A 15,427-nucleotide genomic window follows, 5' to 3' on the forward strand; every position below is an offset into this window, starting at 1 on the left:
TAAGCTCTACTGGCTTAGTTCACTAGCACACTGTTGAGTTCTCAAGCAACACACCCCAGATCGCACCACAACCAAGCGGCCTTATCCGAAGCAGTTATTTCTTGGCTTTTGTCCGGAGCACACCCTAGCACCTGCTCGAAACTGCCGTTTCAGCGGGGGTAGAGTTACCTCTCCGGTTCGGGACCACCCACTCTACCACCATCCGGTGGGAGCTTGGTTCGTGTTCCCGGCGGCCGCTCGGTTTCCCTGGCGACGAAGAGAACATTACACGGCCCGAAACCGGCGTTCACAGGGGGGTCCCTTTTTTCGCGCCGGGGCTCTGACCTGCGTCGATCGGACTCTCCCCCGGAACCGGCTCGCCATGGGTGGCGACCACCGTCAGCACGACGAGGGCGGCGGCGAGCCCGGCGGTGATGTGGATGGGCGCCGGCGTGAACGACGCGCCGAGTACGAGCACCGCGGTCACCGGAAAGCCGATCGCGATCGGGCGGCATTCGTTGGTGGGCCCGATGTGCATCAGCCAGACGCTGACCAGATAGATCGCGACGGGCACGGTCGTCGCCATGGCGGCGGGCAGGGACGCGACGTGCCCGGTGTGGGTGTCGTAGTCGACCGCGACTTCGAGGCCGGCGCCGAGCGCGGCCGCCGAGGCGAAGATCAGATAGTGCCCGTAGCCCCAGCTCGCCACGGTGAACAGGCTCTTCGCCTTCTCCAGCCGGACGTGACCCGGTTGGTCGAAGTACAGCCACCACAGGGAGAACACCAGCACGAGACCCGCGGCGGCGAGCGAGATCAGGCTGCCGGTGTGCTTGCCTTCGTCCAGCCCTTCCTTGACCGCGGTGGTCGCGCCGAGGATGGATTCACCCAGCACGATGATCGTGAACAGGCCGTAGCGCTCGGCGATGTGGTGCGGGTGCCAGCCCGTCCAGCGCTTGCGTTCGGCGATCACCGGGACCGCGAGTTCCGCCACCAAGAACAGGAAGAACGACGGCAGCGCCAACGACTCCGGAAGGCCGAGGCGGACGACCCACAGGATCTGGACGATCGTGATGCCGACGGCGTACCGCAGCGCGGCCGGGCGGCAGTGCGGATCGGTCCGTGCGGCGCGCAGCCATTGCACGACCATCGCCAGCCGCATCAGGACGTAGCCCGCCACCACGATCCCGAAGTCGCCTTTGAAGGCCGACGAGACACCGGCGGCGACGGTCAGGCCGCCCGCGATCTGGACGAGCGTCACCAGCCGGTACGGGACGTCGTCGGTGTCGAACGACGACGCGAACCAGCTGAAGTTCAGCCAGCCCCACCAGATCGCGAAGAACACCATCCCGAAGCTGAGTACCCCGTCCCCGATGTGGTTCTCGGCGATCGCGTGGTGCAGACCGGCGGCGGCCTGCGCGACGGCGACCACGAAACACAGGTCGAACAGCAGCTCCAACGGGGTCGCGACCCGGTGCCCTTCACCGGAATCGCGCATCTTCATCGGCCGGTACCAGACCCGCAGCCGGCTCCGTCGTACAGAACTCTCCGCCATCAGTGCTCCTCGCCAAGTCGATCTGCGGAGATCTTCGCAGCCGAAAGCGGTTCACACACTCGGAGGAAACGCGCGGCGGGTGGGTCCGGGCCGGGTGCACCTCCCCAGGCGACCCCGCGCGAACCCACCCGCGCGAATGCCTCACCGGTACTCGGCTCGCCAGTGGTGTTGAGCCGGCCGCCGCCGAACGGTCCCCCGCGGACGCCGACGGCTGTCCACCGGTTCGTGACCGCGGGTGTCCATTCCTGAGAACTCCGGACTCACCACGATCGCTCCCGCCGATCGATCCATCCCCGATCGATCGACAGAAATACCACTGTCGGTAGCCAAGTCACAGCGGTGAAGGCTCCGTTAGGTGTACCCGGTTGCTCTGAGTAGCACCAGGGGATGACACCCTCAGTCACTCGGATGGAGCATTCGATCTTGCCGAACGTAGTCATCGGCACGCACGGAAGACTCAGCCGCGTTGACTGTCGGCGGCGGTCCGCTCGGCTTCCTCCCGCTCAGTGAGCACGCGCCGCTTCCGGCGCGCGCGGAGTTCGATCACGGCGAGTAAAAGTGCCGAACTGGTCAACGCGGCGGCGCACAGCATCGCGGCGGTCAGCGCCGACGGATAGCCGCCGTTCGCACCGAGTACCGCGTGGAAGACCGAGGCCAGCACGACCGTGCCGATCGCGGTGCCGATCCGTTGCCCGGTCTGCAACGCTCCCCCGGCGACACCGGCCATGGACGTCGGCACGCACTCCAGCGTCAACGTGGTGTTGGGCGAGATGACCATGCCGCCACCGACACCCGCGACGAGCAACGGCAGCGCGAACCACCACCCCGCCGCCGCGCCGGGGTCCTGACCGGCGAGAACGGCGACCGTGACCATCCCGGCGATCACCATGACCAGCCCGGTGACGGTGAGCTTGCGGCCCCACCTCGGCACCAGCCGTCCCGCGATCGCCGCCGACACGGCCGAGCCGAGCGCGAAGGAGGTGACGGCGAGCCCGGATTGCAGTGGCGTGTAGCCGAGGCCCTGCTGGAAGAAGATGGCGAAGACCAGCCACATCCCGGTGAATCCGCTGAAGTACAGCGCGCCGACGGCCGCGCCCGTCGCGTAGCCAGGGGTTCCGGTGAACAGCCGGGTGTCCAGTAGCGGCGGACGGCCGCGCCGGACCATCGAGCGTTCCCAGCGCACGAAGGCGAAACCGAAGACCACCGCGACGAGGAACAGCCACCACAGGCTGCTGAGCCCGCCCTGTTCGGATTCGATCAACGGAAGCAGGACACCGAGTACGGCGACACCCAGCAGCATGATGCCGACGAAGTCGATTTCACCCCGCAGGCTTCTGGCCGGGGCTTCCGCTTTCGGCAGCCATCTCAGGGCCAGCGCGAACGCGAGGATCCCGATGGGCACGTTCACGTAGAAGACCCAGCGCCAGCCCTCCGGGTCACCGAAGACAGCGAGGATCACGCCGCCGAGTACCGGCCCGACGGCGGTCGAGATCCCGACGGTGGCGCCGAACATGCCGAACGCGCGGCCTCGTTCCGCGCCGCGGAACAGGTCCTGGATCATCCCGCTGTTCTGCGGCGTCATCATGCCCGAGGCGAATCCCTGCAGGAGCCGCGCGATGATCAGCGTCGTCTCGTTCGGTGCCGCGCCGGCGAACGCGCTGGTCAGCACGAACGCGGCGAGAGCGAACAGGAACATGCGGCGGCGGCCGAGCGCGTCACCGAGCCTGCCGCCGGTCACCAGCACCAGCCCGAAAGCCAGCGCGTAGCCCGAAACCACCCATTGGATCCCGCCGCTCGACGCGCCGAGGTCTTTCTGGATCGACGGCAGCGCCGTGTTGACGATGCTGACGTCGAGCAGGCCCATGAACCCGGCGGCGAGGGTGACGGCGAGCGCCTTCCAGCGCCGAGGGTCGGGTTCGTAGGTACTCATCAGGTGCTGGCGGCGATCCCGGGGATGCCCTTGAGCTCACCGATCAGCATCGACGTCACCTTGACCGGATAGTCGTAGAGCGCGAAGACCGTCTGGTTCTTGCCGACCAGCTTGAGGTGCACCGGCGTCTCGCCCTTGTGCGCCAGCAGGGTCTGCTTCAGCTCACTGACCACCGACTGGTCGATCTTCTCCGCCGCGGCCAGCAGGACCAGCGGAAGATCGTCGTCGCCGTTGCCGACCTCGGACAGGTCGAGCGGCACGAGGCCGCCGCCGAAGATGGACATCTTGTCCTCGCGCCAGTTCACCCTGCCCTTGACGAGCACAGCGTTGTCCTCGATGAGGTCGGCGGAGAACATCGCGTAGGACTTCGGGAAGTACAGCACCTCGAGCGAGGCGTCCATGTCCTCGATGGTGCAGATCGCCCAGGGCTCGCCCTTCTTGTTGACCCGGCGTTCCAGTGAGGTGATCAGCCCGGAGACGACCAGCTCGCCTTCCTTCGGCGGGTCGGCGAGGATCGCGGCGATCGGCCGCGGCGCGTGTTTGCGCAGGATGCGTTCGGCACCGTCCAGCGGATGCGCCGAGACGTAGAGGCCGAGCATCTCCCGTTCGTAGGCCAGGAGCTGCTTGCGCGGATACTCCTCTTCGCCGAACTTCAGGTGCGCGAGCGGCGACGAGGACACCGCGTCCCCGGCCTCGTCGTCCCCGCCGAAGCCGAAGAGGTCGAACTGGCCCATCGCCTCCTGGCGTTTGAGCGGGACCACCGCCTCGACCGCGTCCTCGTGCACCTGGATCATCGAGAGCCGCGTGTTGCCGAGCGAGTCGAACCCGCCCGCCTTGATCAGCGATTCGATGACGCGCTTGTTGCAGGCCACCAGCTCGGACTTGTCGAGGAAGTCGGTGAACGAGGAGTACTTCCCCTTCTCCTCGCGGGTTTTGATGATCGACTCGACGACGTTCGCGCCGACGTTGCGGACGGCACCCATACCGAAGCGGATGTCGTCCCCGACGGCCGCGAACCTCAGCGCCGACTCGTTGACGTCCGGCGGGAGCACCTTGATCCCGAGGCGGCGGCATTCCGAGAGGTAGACCGCGGACTTGTCCTTGTTGTCACCGACCGAGGTGAGCAGCGCGGCCATGTACTCCGGTGTGAAGTTCGCCTTGAGGTACGCGGTCCAGTAGGAGATCAGGCCGTACGCGGCCGCGTGACTCTTGTTGAACGCGTAGCCGGCGAACGGGAGGATCGTGTCCCAGAGCGCCTTGATCGCCTCGGACGAGAAACCGCCGGGAACGAGGTCGCTCGACTTCATCCCGGCCTCGAAGCCCTCGAACTCCTTCTCGAGGACTTCCTGCTTCTTCTTGCCCATCGCGCGGCGGAGCACGTCCGCGCGGCCCATCGAGTACCCGGCCACCTTCTGGCCGATGTGCATGATCTGCTCCTGATAGACGATCAGGCCGTAGGTGTCGGCCAGGATCTCTTTCAGGGGCTCGTCGAGCTCGGGGTGGATCGGCTTGACCTTCTGCCGCCCGTTCTTGCGGTCGGCGTAGTCGTTGTGCGCGTTCATGCCCATCGGGCCGGGGCGGTACAGCGCGCCCACCGCCACGATGTCGTCGAACTGGGTCGGCTGCATGCGGCGCAGCAGGTCACGCATCGGCCCGCCGTCCAGCTGGAACACGCCGAGCGTGTCACCGCGGGACAGCAGTTCGTAGGTCGCCTTGTCGTCGACGCCGAGGGTGTCGAGGTCGATGTCGATCCCGCGGTTGGTCTTGATGTTGTCGATCGCGTCACCGATGACGGTGAGGTTCCGCAGGCCGAGGAAGTCCATCTTCAGCAGGCCGATGGCCTCGCACGACGGGTAGTCCCAGCCGGTGATGATCGAACCGTCGTCGCGCTGCCACAGCGGGATGGCGTCGGTCAGCGGGTCGCAGGACATGATGACCGCGCAGGCGTGGACGCCGGCGTTGCGGATCAGGCCTTCGAGACCGCGCGCGGTCTCGAAGATCGTCTTGCACTCCTCGTCCGTCTCGACGAGCGCGCGGACCTCGGCCGCTTCGCCGTAGCGCTCGTGCTTCGAGTCGACGATGCCCGAGAGCGGGATGTCCTTCGCCATGATCGGCGGCGGGAGGGCCTTCGAGATCCGGTCCGCGATCGCGTACCCCGGCTGGCCGAAGTGGACGCGGGCGGAGTCCTTGATGGCCGCCTTGGTCTTGATGGTGCCGAAGGTGATGACCTGTGCGACCTTGTCGACGCCGTACTTCTCGGTGGCGTAACGGATCATCTCGCCGCGACGGCGGTCGTCGAAGTCGATGTCGATATCGGGCATCGAGACGCGCTCGGGGTTCAGGAACCGCTCGAACAGCAGCTTCTGCGGGATCGGGTCCAGGTTGGTGATACCGAGGACGTACGCGACCAGCGAGCCGGCGGCGGAACCTCGGCCGGGGCCGACGCGGATGCCGACCTTACGGGCGTAGTTGATGAGGTCGGCGACGATGAGGAAGTAGGCGGGGAAGCCCTTCCCGATGATGACGTCGAGTTCGATCTCGATGCGCTCGTTGTAGTACGGGTCCGGCACGCCGTCCGGATAGCGCCACTTGAGGCCGCGCGCGACCTCTTCCCGCAGCCAGGTGCCCTGGTCGTAGCCCTCGGGGACCTCGAAGAAGGGCAACCGGTCCTTGTGCGTGTACACGTCCTTGTAGGACTCGACGCGCTCGGCGATCAGCAGCGTCGAGTCGGCGGCGCCGGGGACCTCCTTGTCCCAGTACTCCCGCATGTCGGCGGCCGACTTCAGGTAGTAGCCGTCGCCGTCGAACTTGAACCGGTTCGGGTCGTTCAGCGTCTTGCCCGCCTGCACGCACAGCAGCGCGGAGTGGGTGTCGGCCTGGTCCTTGGTGACGTAGTGCGAGTCGTTGGTGGCCAGCGGCTTGAGATCGAGCAGCTTGCCGATCTCGAGCAGGCCCTCACGGACCGACCGCTCGATCGGCAGCCCGTGGTCCATCAGTTCGAGGAAGAAGTTGTCGGCGCCGAAGATGTCCTTGTAGTCCGAAGCGGCCTGGATCGCTTCGGTGCGCTGCCCCAGCCGCAGCCGCGTCTGCACCTCGCCAGAGGGGCAGCCGGTGGTCGCGATGATGCCGTGGTGGTTCTCCGCGATCAGCTCGCGGTCCATCCGGGGCTTGCGGTAGTAGCCCTGCATGCTCGCGAGCGACGAGAGCTTGAACAGGTTGCGCAGACCGGTGGAGTTCTCGGCGAGCATCGTCATGTGGGTGTAGGCACCACCACCGGAGACGTCACCGCCCTCACCGAACTCGTCGGCGCCACGCTGGTTCGACTGGCCCCAGAAGACCGGCTTCTTGTGGAACCGGCTCTCCGGCGCGACGTAGGCCTCGATGCCGATGATCGGCTTGAGGTCGTGTTTGACCGCCTGCTGGTAGAACTCGTCCGCGCCGTACATGTTGCCGTGGTCGGTCATCCCGACCGCGGGCATGCCCAGGCGCGCCGCCTCCTTGAACAAGGGGGCGATCTTCGCCGCACCGTCGAGCATCGAGTACTCGGTGTGCACATGCAGGTGGACGAAGGAATCGTTCGACACCAGCGAAAACCTCCCCTAGGCAGACGGATCCCTGGCTGCTTGACGCGGGCCGGTCCTCCCACCTTATGCGCCGAGGTCCGACGGCGCCCGGGCGGGATGGCACCCCGGCGAGGGCCAGTCTCCCCCTCCGGCAGGCCGCCGCCAAGCACCGACGCGGTGCGGTTCGCGATGACCTCCGTTACCCCCGAACGGGGCGCCGGATCAGCTCAGCCGGGCCAGTCGCTCGTTGACCACCTCCCTGTCGAACCACTCCGGATCGAATCCGGGGCCGAGTTCCTCGATCAGGTCCTCGTCGTCTTCGTCGTACTGCCCTCTCAGCGCAGCCATGAGCAGCTCATAACCCCGCGCGTCTTCGCATTCCGCCGGTGGCGCCGCCCGCTTCCCGCCGAGGCAACTCGCCGTGCGAGGGAGGTCGACCAGCTTCTCGACACGGAGCCAATGCTCCCAATCCCCGGCGTTGTAGATCAGCCGATGCCCTGGCGCGCTCACGACCTGTCCCAGGGTCACCTCTTCGTCCAAGCGGTCACCGTCCCAGTGCCGGACGTCGGCGCTGAACCCGCCGTACGCGGTCTCGAACCGATGTTCCTGTCGTTCGTCCCTCTCGAACGCGGCCGCGAGGATCCGGTGCAAGGCGGCCAGGGTGATGTCGGAGCGGACTTCGAGCCGCCGCCAGATCGCGGGCTCCGGTTCCTCCACGGCAACCGCGATCCACATCCCGGTGGCCGGCCCGTGCGGGGGAAGCACGACCGGGAGCGGATCGGCCACCGCGGACCGGGGCACCGGCTCGTAGTCGGGGAGACCGAGCCACCGGCGAAGCTGGCCGGCGCGTGCGGGCAGATCGGGCCTGAACTTCAAACTCATCTCGACCATGCCCGGAGAGTGGTCTTCGTACCAGCGGTCCGAGTCCGCTCTGACGATCAAGGCCGCTTCGACCTGGCTCCGGAACTCTTCGGGGGTCAGCGGCGCCTGGCTCACCTCGAAGCCGTTGCGACGCACCGCAAAGAGGTCCTCGGGTTCGGGATGGAGCTCGATCACGTCGACCTCGCGATCGTTGACCACCACCTCGACCCCGACCGAGCGTTCGCCCGCCGTCAGCTTGGCGGCCAGGACGACCCGGTCCCGATCAACCCGGCCTCGGACGACACAGTCCGAAAGCTCGATCGGCCCGTGGAGCAGCTTCGGCCAGCGCTCCACCCTGGTCACGTCCAGAGGCGAACGCGGACGGCGTGAGTGCCGGCTCTTCGGTCGTTCGGCGGGCTTGCGGCCGCGGCTGACGGGGGACACAGGACCAGTATCGCCACCGGCACCGACAGTTTCGGCGTTGTGAACAGCGATGATCGAAAAATGCTTGCCGACCTGGGCATGGATGGGCAGACTGGCCAGCCGCCAAGATCACCGAACCGCCCGGAGAGTTGATGATCGACCTGCAGGCCATGAACGAACAGGTGATCGCGGAGTTCCGCGCGAACGGTCGCCACGGCGACGGTCTCCCGACTTTGCTGCTCACCACCACCGGCGCCCGCACCGGACGACGGCACGTGACGCCGATGCTGTTCCTGGCCGACGACGACCGCTACGTCGTCTTCGCCGCCAACGGTGGCGCGCACGGGCATCCGGACTGGTACCGCAATCTGGTCGCGGAGCCGTCCGTCGACGTCGAGGCCGACGGAGAGGCCTTCACCGCGCACGCGGTCGAGGTCACCGGAGCGGCTCGGGACCGCTTGTTCGCGAAGCAGGCGAAGGCGTTCCCGCGGCTGGCTGAGCATCAGGCGAAGACCAGCAGGCCGTTCCCGGTGATCGCGCTCCACCGCGTTTGACGTTCGCGGGGTCGCGGCGGCCTTGTGACACTGGCCACTCGCGCTCGGGAATCCGGTGTCCTCACGGAACTCCGTGCCCGCGAAGGTGCCCTGCACGGGTTCCCCTTACCCCGCTGAAGCGGACCTCGCAGGCTGGATCGGGGCGCTCGGCCGAACGCTTGACAAAGCGTGGGGCCGACCCCACGATCTCGTCCCATGAACCTGTCTGACAGCCAGACAGCCGGACACGGTGGTCCACGACGCGTCAGCGCGATGGAGGCCGTTCTGGCCCACCTCCGCGGTGCCATCGAGCGCGGCGAGTACCCCGTCGGCCAGAAACTGCCGTCGGAATCCGCGCTCGGCAAGGAGTTCGAGGTCAGCCGTTCGGTCGTCCGCGAAGCGTTGCGGGGGCTGCAGGCACTCGGGCTCACCGTGTCCAAAACGGGCAAAGGGACCTTCGTGACCGCCACCGGGCCGGTCGAGAACCCCACCTTCGGGACCTACTCGGCCCGCGACCTGTTCGAGGTCCGGCGGCACGTCGAGATCCCCGTCGCCGGTTACGCGGCCTTGCGCCGCAGCACCGACGACCTGGACCTCCTCGGTCACCTCGTCGAGCGGATGGACGTCGAAACCGACAACACCGCGTGGGTGGCGCTGGACTCGCTGTTCCACATCACCATCGCCCAGGCCTCGGGCAATCCGGTGTTCGGCAAGGTCATCGAAGAGATCCGGGACGCGCTGGCCCGCCAGTCGTCCTTTCTCAACCAATTGGGGGATCGTCGGACCCGCTCGAACACCGAGCACCGTGAGATCGTCACCGCCATCGCCGCCGGCTCCGAAGCCGACGCCGTCGCGGCGATGACCTCCCATCTCGAACACGTCGAGTACGCGCTCACCACCATCGTGCGGCCAGGCCACACGACGCAGCAGAACAAGGACGACTGAAATCGTGACCGAACAGACCCTCAGCGCGGACGACAGCAAATCCGCGCCGGTGCTCGCCGACGCCGGTGACGCCGGCTACGACAAGGCGCTGAAACCCCGCCACGTCAACATGATCGCGATCGGCGGCGCCATCGGCACCGGCCTGTTCCTCGGCGCGGGCGGCAGGCTCGCGCAGGCGGGCCCCGCGCTCGCGATCGTGTACGCGGTCTGCGGCCTTTTCGCGTTCTTCGTGGTGCGCTCGCTCGGCGAACTCATCCTGTACCGGCCCTCCTCCGGCGCCTTCGTCTCCTACGCCCGCGAATTCATGGGTGAGAAGGGCGCTTTCGTCGCGGGCTGGATGCACTTCCTGAACTGGTCGACGACCGGTATCGCGGATATCACCGCGATCGCGCTGTACGCGCATTTCTGGTCGTTCTTCACGCCGATCCCGCAGTGGGTGCTGGCGCTCATCGCGCTCGCGGTGGTGCTGGCGCTGAACATGGTTTCGGTGAAACTGTTCGGCGAGATGGAGTTCTGGTTCGCCATCATCAAGGTCGCCGCGCTGGTGACCTTCATGGGGATCGGGATCTTCCTGCTGGTCACCCAGCAGCCGATCGACGGCACCACGCCGGGCTTCTCGCTGATCTCCGACCACGGCGGGATCTTCCCCGCGGGTCTGCTGCCGATGGTGCTGATCGTCCAGGGTGTCGTGTTCGCCTACGCCTCGGTCGAGCTGGTCGGCGTCGCCGCCGGTGAGACGGAGAACCCGCGCAAGATCATGCCGAAGGCGATCAACTCGATCATGTGGCGGATCGGGATCTTCTACGTCGGCTCGGTGATCCTGCTGGCGATGCTGATGCCGTGGGACTCCTATTCGAAGAACGAGAGCCCGTTCGTCACCGTGCTCTCGCATATCGGGGTGCCGCAGGCGGGCAACGTCATGAACCTCGTGGTGCTGACGGCGGCCCTGTCCAGCCTGAACTCTGGCCTCTACTCCACCGGCCGCATCCTGCGGTCGATGTCGATGGCGGGCTCCGCGCCGAAGTTCACCGGCGTGATGAACAAGAACCACGTGCCCTACGGCGGGATCCTGCTCACTTCCGCGGTCTGCGTGGTCGGTGTCGGCCTGAACGCCGTCGTGCCGAGCCAGGCCTTCGAGATCGTGCTGAACTTCGCCGCCATCGGCATCCTCGGCACCTGGGCGATCATCGTGCTGTCCCATTTGCTGTTCGTCCGCAAGGCCAAGCGCGGCGAGGTCGAGCGCCCGTCGTACCGCCTGCCGTTCTCGCCCTACACCGAGATCGCGACGCTGATCTTCCTCGCCGCGGTCGTGGTGCTGATGGGCTTCGACGAGACCGGCCGGATCACCCTGTACTGCCTGCCGGTCATCGGGCTCGCGCTGGTGGCGGGCTGGTTCGGGGTCCGCAAGCGGATCAACATGGACGTCTTCGAAAAGACGAAGCTGTGATCCCGGAGCTCCGCGTTCCCGCGCACGAACCGCTGGTGCACCTCCTCCGCGACGGAATGGTCGAGGGGGTGCACCACGGTTCGGCCGTGGTGCTCGCTCCCGACGGCCGCGTGCTGTTCGCCGCGGGCGACGTCGAGGCGGCGTTCTATCCGCGTTCGGCGGCGAAACCCTTGCAGGCCACGGCGATGGCGCGGCTCGGGATCGACCTGAGCCCCGCCGGGTTCGCCGTCGCGGCGGCCAGCCACTCCGGCGAGGAGATCCACCTGGCCGAAGTGCGCGGGACGCTCGATGGCGCAGGGCTCACCACGGAGGATCTGCGGACGCCGGAGGACCTGCCGTTCGACCCGGTCGAGCGTGACACGTGGGTCGCTTCGGGACGGACGGCTTCGCGAGTGGCGCACAACTGTTCCGGCAAGCACGCCGCCATGCTCGCGACGTGCCGCCTGCACGGCTGGTCCACAAAGGACTATCTGGATCCCGGCCATCCGCTCCAGCGCGCGATCGCGGAGTGCGTCGAAGACCTGACCGGGCAACGCGTCCCGAAGGTGGCCGTCGACGGTTGTGGCGCTCCTCTGTTCGCGGTCTCGCTGCGCGGGCTCGCCCGCGCGGTCGGCAAAATCGCCGCGTCGGCGCCAGGAACGCCCGAAGGCCTTGTCGCCGAGGGGATCCGGAAGCATCCGGAACTGGTCGCCGGTACGCGTCGCGACGTCACCACGCTCATGCGCGCGGTGCCCGGCCTGATCGCCAAGGACGGTTTCGAAGCCGTCCAGGTCGCCGCTCTCCCGGACGGGACGGCGATCGCGATCAAGATCGCCGACGGTGGCGACCGCGCGCGGCGGCCGGTGCTCGCCGCCACGCTCGCGCTGTGCGGTGTCGATCCGAACGTGCTGGAACCCACTCCCGGTCTGCGCGTGACGGGCGTGCTGGCCGAACCCGAACTCGCCGCCTGAGGAGTCTTCGATGCACCGCGTGGAACACGATCTGCTGGGGGACAAGGAAGTCCCCGCCGACGCCTACTGGGGTGTGCACACCGCGCGCGCCAGGGAGAACTTCCCCATCACCGGCACCGCGATCTCCGCGTACCCGCATCTGATCGAGGCACTCGCCTCGGTCAAGGAGGCCGCGGCCCGCGCCAACGCCGATCTGGGGTTGCTGGAGCCGGACGTCGCCGACGCGATCCGCCAGGCCTGCCGTGAGATCCGCGAAGGCGCGCTGCACGACCAATTCGTCGTCGACGTCATCCAGGGCGGCGCGGGGACCTCGACGAACATGAACGCCAACGAGGTGATCGCGAACCGCGCGCTCGAACTGCTCGGGCACGAGAAGGGCGACTACGCCCGCGTGCACCCGAACGAGCACGTGAACCTCGGGCAGTCGACCAACGACGCGTACCCGACCGCGGTCAACGTCGCGACGATCATCGCCGTCCACGAGCTGGCCGAGGCGATGGTCGTGCTGGAGCGGGCTTTCGCGGCCAAGGCCGTCGAGTTCCACGATCTGCTGAAGATGGGCCGCACACAGTTGCAGGACGCCGTCCCGATGACACTGGGGCAGGAATTCGGCACCTACGCGGTCATGCTCGGCGAAGACCGGCTTCGGCTCACCGAAGCGGTGACGCTGCTGCACGAGATCAACCTCGGCGCGACCGCGATCGGCACCGGGCTCAACGCCGCGCCAGGGTACGCCGAGGCCGCCGTCGCGCATCTGCGCGAGATCACCGGCCTGCCCGTCGTGTCCGCGGCGGACCTCGTCGAGGCGACCCAGGACTGCGGCGCGTTCGTGCACCTTTCCGGCGTACTCAAGCGGATCGCGGTGAAACTTTCGAAGAGCTGCAACGATCTGCGGCTGCTCTCGTCCGGGCCGCGGGCCGGGTTCAACGAGATCAACCTGCCGCCGGTGCAGGCCGGGTCGTCGATCATGCCCGGCAAGATCAACCCGGTGATCCCCGAGGTGGTCAACCAGGTCGCGTTCGAGGTCATCGGCAACGACGTCGCCGTCACGATGGCGGCCGAGGCCGGGCAGTTGCAGCTCAACGCGTTCGAGCCGCTGATCCTGCATTCGCTTTCGGAGAGCATCACGCATCTGCGGTCGGCGTGCCTGGTGCTGGCGGAACGATGCGTCTCCGGGATCACCGCGAACGCGGACGTGATGCGGGGCTACGTCGAGAATTCGATCGGGCTGGTGACCGCGCTGAACCCGAAGATCGGGTACGCGGCGGCGACCGAGATCGCCAAGGAAGCGCTCGAGACCGGGCGTGGCGTGGCGGAACTCGTCGTCGAGAAGGGACTTCTGCCCGCCGAAGAGCTGGCGAAGCTGCTGAAGCCGGAGACGCTCGCCCGGCTTTCCTGAGACCCGCGGGGCGGTACCGGGCGGTCCGCCCCGCGCCAGTGTCAGGAAAGGGCCTTTCAGGACACCATTCGTCCTGAAAGCCCCTTTCCTGACCTGCGGGGTACGGTCGTAAGCGGAAGGTGATCCTCCGCACGAAAGGCGCCCAGCGTGCTCGACCGACTCCTCGACCGGTACCTCGGCCTCCCGCCCGCCGAAGGGCCTGCCCCCTCGGTCACCAAGGCGATCCCCGTCCCGATGCCCGACGGTGTCCGGCTGCTGGCGGATCGCTACGCCGTCCCGGGCGACGAGCCGCGGCCGGTGGTGCTGATCCGCACGCCGTACGGCCGCAAGGGCCTGATGGGCAGGATCTTCGGCGAGACGTTCGCGCGGCACGGGTTGCAGACGGTTCTCCAGAGCACGCGCGGGACCTTCGGCTCCGGCGGCGAGTTCCGGCCGTTCCACCTGGAGAAGGAGGACGGCCTCGCCACCGTCGCGTGGCTGCGCGAGCAGCCGTGGTGCGACGGCCGGGTCGCGATGGCGGGGGCGAGCTACCTCGGCCACACGCAGTGGGCCGTCGCGCCGTACCTCGACGAGCCGCTCGCAGCGCTGTGCCTCGGCGTCACCGCTTCGGAGTTCGTGTCGACCTTTTATCCCGGCGGGATCCTCGCGGTCGACAACATGGTCTCGTGGTCGGCGCTGATCGGCCGCCAGGAAGGCCGGTTCGCCGGCCTGCCGAATCCCTGGCAGACGAAGAAGACCCGCCGCGCCATGGCATCTCTGCCGGTTTCCGGCGCCGACGTCGCGGCCATCGGCAAGCAGGTGCGGTTCCTGCAGGACGTCTCCGCGCACGCCGAACCCGGCGACGACTTCTGGGCGCCGTCGGACCACAGTGCCGAAGTCGCGCGGCTGACGACCCCGGTGTCCATGGTGACCGGCTGGTACGACCTGTTCATCTCAGCCCAGCTGCGCGACTTCAAGGAGCTCGCCGCGGCAGGACGTGCACCGCGGATCACCATCGGACCGTGGGCCCACGGCGAGCCCGCGAGCCTGAAAACCCTGATCACCGACCAGATCGGCTTCCTCTCCGCTCACCTTCTCGGTGATCGCGCGCCGCTCAGGCAGTCACCCGTGCGCCTGTACCTCCAGGGCTCCGGACGCTGGCTGGACTTCGAAAGCTGGCCGCCGGAGTCCGACGCCACCCCGTACTTCCTGCGTCCCGGCAGGCTTTCCCCCGATGAACCGGTGGAGTCGAAACCGGGCAGGTTCACCTTCGATCCGGCCGATCCGACGCCGACGGTCGGCGGCCCACTGCTGTCGGGGGTGCGGAAACAGCAGGACAACAAGGACGTCGAAGCGCGGCCGGACGTGCTGCTCTTCACCGGTGACGTGCTGGAGCGCGATCTCGACGTCATCGGCGAGATCTCCGCGCTGGTGCACGTCCGGACCGACGGCGGGCACGGCGACGTCTTCGTCCGGCTATGCGATGTGGACCGTCGCGGTGTCTCCCGCAACGTCACCGACGGGATCCTCCGCCTGCGGCCCGGCACCCCGGAGTCCGATGTGGATGGTGTGGTCGCCGCCGAGATCCTGCTCGACCCGACGGCGTACCGGTTCCGGCGCGGGCACCGCCTGCGGGTGCAGGTCGCGGGCGGCGCGTTCCCGCGCTTCGCCCGCAACCACGGCACCGGTGAGCCGGTTTTCAGCGCGGTGGACGGGAAACCCGCGCGGTTCGAGATCTTCCACGACCCCGCGCGGCCGTCCCGGATCACGTTGCCGGTGTTCGCGGGCCGGTGAGGATGGACGGCACACGAGCGCGTTGCGAAAGCCACTTTCGCAACACCTCGCGACGGCGTCGCCTCACCTGAT

The 15,427-nt window shown here is 67.7% G+C and carries 10 protein-coding genes; 6 read left to right on the plus strand and 4 right to left on the minus strand.

Annotated features, from left to right (window positions below):
- Positions 1-286: 286 nt before the first annotated feature.
- The 4 genes from ACFVM3_RS18505 to ACFVM3_RS18520 all read right to left on the minus strand — a co-directional run bounded on the left by ACFVM3_RS18505 (position 287) and on the right by ACFVM3_RS18520 (position 8,248).
- Complete coding sequence (locus tag ACFVM3_RS18505; RefSeq protein ID WP_378440096.1) at positions 287-1,531, minus strand: low temperature requirement protein A; 1,245 nt, start codon at positions 1,529-1,531, stop codon at positions 287-289.
- A 457-nt stretch (positions 1,532-1,988) separates the two neighbouring features.
- Positions 1,989-3,461, minus strand: a complete 1,473-nt coding sequence (locus ACFVM3_RS18510; RefSeq protein WP_378440098.1) for an MFS transporter — start codon at positions 3,459-3,461, stop codon at positions 1,989-1,991.
- The gene (gene dnaE / locus ACFVM3_RS18515; protein WP_378440100.1) at positions 3,461-7,045 is read right to left on the minus strand and encodes a DNA polymerase III subunit alpha; all 3,585 of its coding nucleotides are present in this window, start codon (positions 7,043-7,045) and stop codon (positions 3,461-3,463) included. The genes ACFVM3_RS18510 and dnaE overlap by 1 nt, the downstream gene beginning before the upstream one ends.
- A gap of 201 nt (positions 7,046-7,246) precedes the next feature.
- Positions 7,247-8,248, minus strand: a complete 1,002-nt coding sequence (locus ACFVM3_RS18520) for a plasmid pRiA4b ORF-3 family protein (RefSeq protein ID WP_378440101.1) — start codon at positions 8,246-8,248, stop codon at positions 7,247-7,249.
- Positions 8,249-8,460: 212 nt separating this feature from the next.
- Here ACFVM3_RS18520 and ACFVM3_RS18525 point away from each other — a divergent pair, with 212 nt between their 5' ends.
- The 6 genes from ACFVM3_RS18525 to ACFVM3_RS18550 all read left to right on the plus strand — a co-directional run bounded on the left by ACFVM3_RS18525 (position 8,461) and on the right by ACFVM3_RS18550 (position 15,355).
- Positions 8,461-8,862, plus strand: a complete 402-nt coding sequence (locus ACFVM3_RS18525; RefSeq protein ID WP_378440103.1) for a nitroreductase/quinone reductase family protein — start codon at positions 8,461-8,463, stop codon at positions 8,860-8,862.
- A 252-nt stretch (positions 8,863-9,114) separates the two neighbouring features.
- Positions 9,115-9,786 (plus strand): FadR/GntR family transcriptional regulator, encoded by a 672-nt coding sequence (locus tag ACFVM3_RS18530; protein WP_378440195.1) that lies wholly within the window; start codon positions 9,115-9,117, stop codon positions 9,784-9,786.
- A gap of 4 nt (positions 9,787-9,790) precedes the next feature.
- On the plus strand, positions 9,791-11,233 hold the full coding sequence (locus ACFVM3_RS18535) for an amino acid permease (protein ID WP_378440105.1): 1,443 nt from the start codon (positions 9,791-9,793) through the stop codon (positions 11,231-11,233).
- A complete protein-coding gene (locus tag ACFVM3_RS18540) occupies positions 11,230-12,183 on the plus strand; it encodes an asparaginase (protein WP_378440107.1) in 954 nt (317 codons plus the stop codon). Before ACFVM3_RS18535 ends, ACFVM3_RS18540 begins: the two co-directional genes overlap by 4 nt.
- Positions 12,184-12,193: 10 nt before the next feature.
- On the plus strand, positions 12,194-13,582 hold the full coding sequence (gene aspA / locus ACFVM3_RS18545; RefSeq protein ID WP_378440108.1) for an aspartate ammonia-lyase: 1,389 nt from the start codon (positions 12,194-12,196) through the stop codon (positions 13,580-13,582).
- Positions 13,583-13,729: 147 nt separating this feature from the next.
- Positions 13,730-15,355, plus strand: coding sequence for a CocE/NonD family hydrolase (locus ACFVM3_RS18550; protein WP_378440110.1), 1,626 nt, complete (start codon positions 13,730-13,732; stop codon positions 15,353-15,355).
- Positions 15,356-15,427: the final 72 nt, after the last annotated feature.

Origin of the sequence: Amycolatopsis sp. NPDC057786 (genome assembly GCF_042797905.1) — a bacterium.
Classification (GTDB): Bacteria; Actinomycetota; Actinomycetes; order Mycobacteriales; family Pseudonocardiaceae; genus Amycolatopsis.

Excerpts from the sequence above, each read along its gene's own strand:
- ACFVM3_RS18505 (WP_378440096.1), bottom strand. The coding sequence starts at position 1,531 with ATGGCGGAGAGTTCTGTACGACGGAGCCGGCTGCGGGTCTGGTACCGG.
- ACFVM3_RS18510 (WP_378440098.1), bottom strand. The coding sequence starts at position 3,461 with ATGAGTACCTACGAACCCGACCCTCGGCGCTGGAAGGCGCTCGCCGTC.
- ACFVM3_RS18525 (WP_378440103.1), top strand. The coding sequence starts at position 8,461 with ATGATCGACCTGCAGGCCATGAACGAACAGGTGATCGCGGAGTTCCGC.
- ACFVM3_RS18530 (WP_378440195.1), top strand. The coding sequence starts at position 9,115 with ATGGAGGCCGTTCTGGCCCACCTCCGCGGTGCCATCGAGCGCGGCGAG.
- aspA (WP_378440108.1), top strand. The coding sequence starts at position 12,194 with ATGCACCGCGTGGAACACGATCTGCTGGGGGACAAGGAAGTCCCCGCC.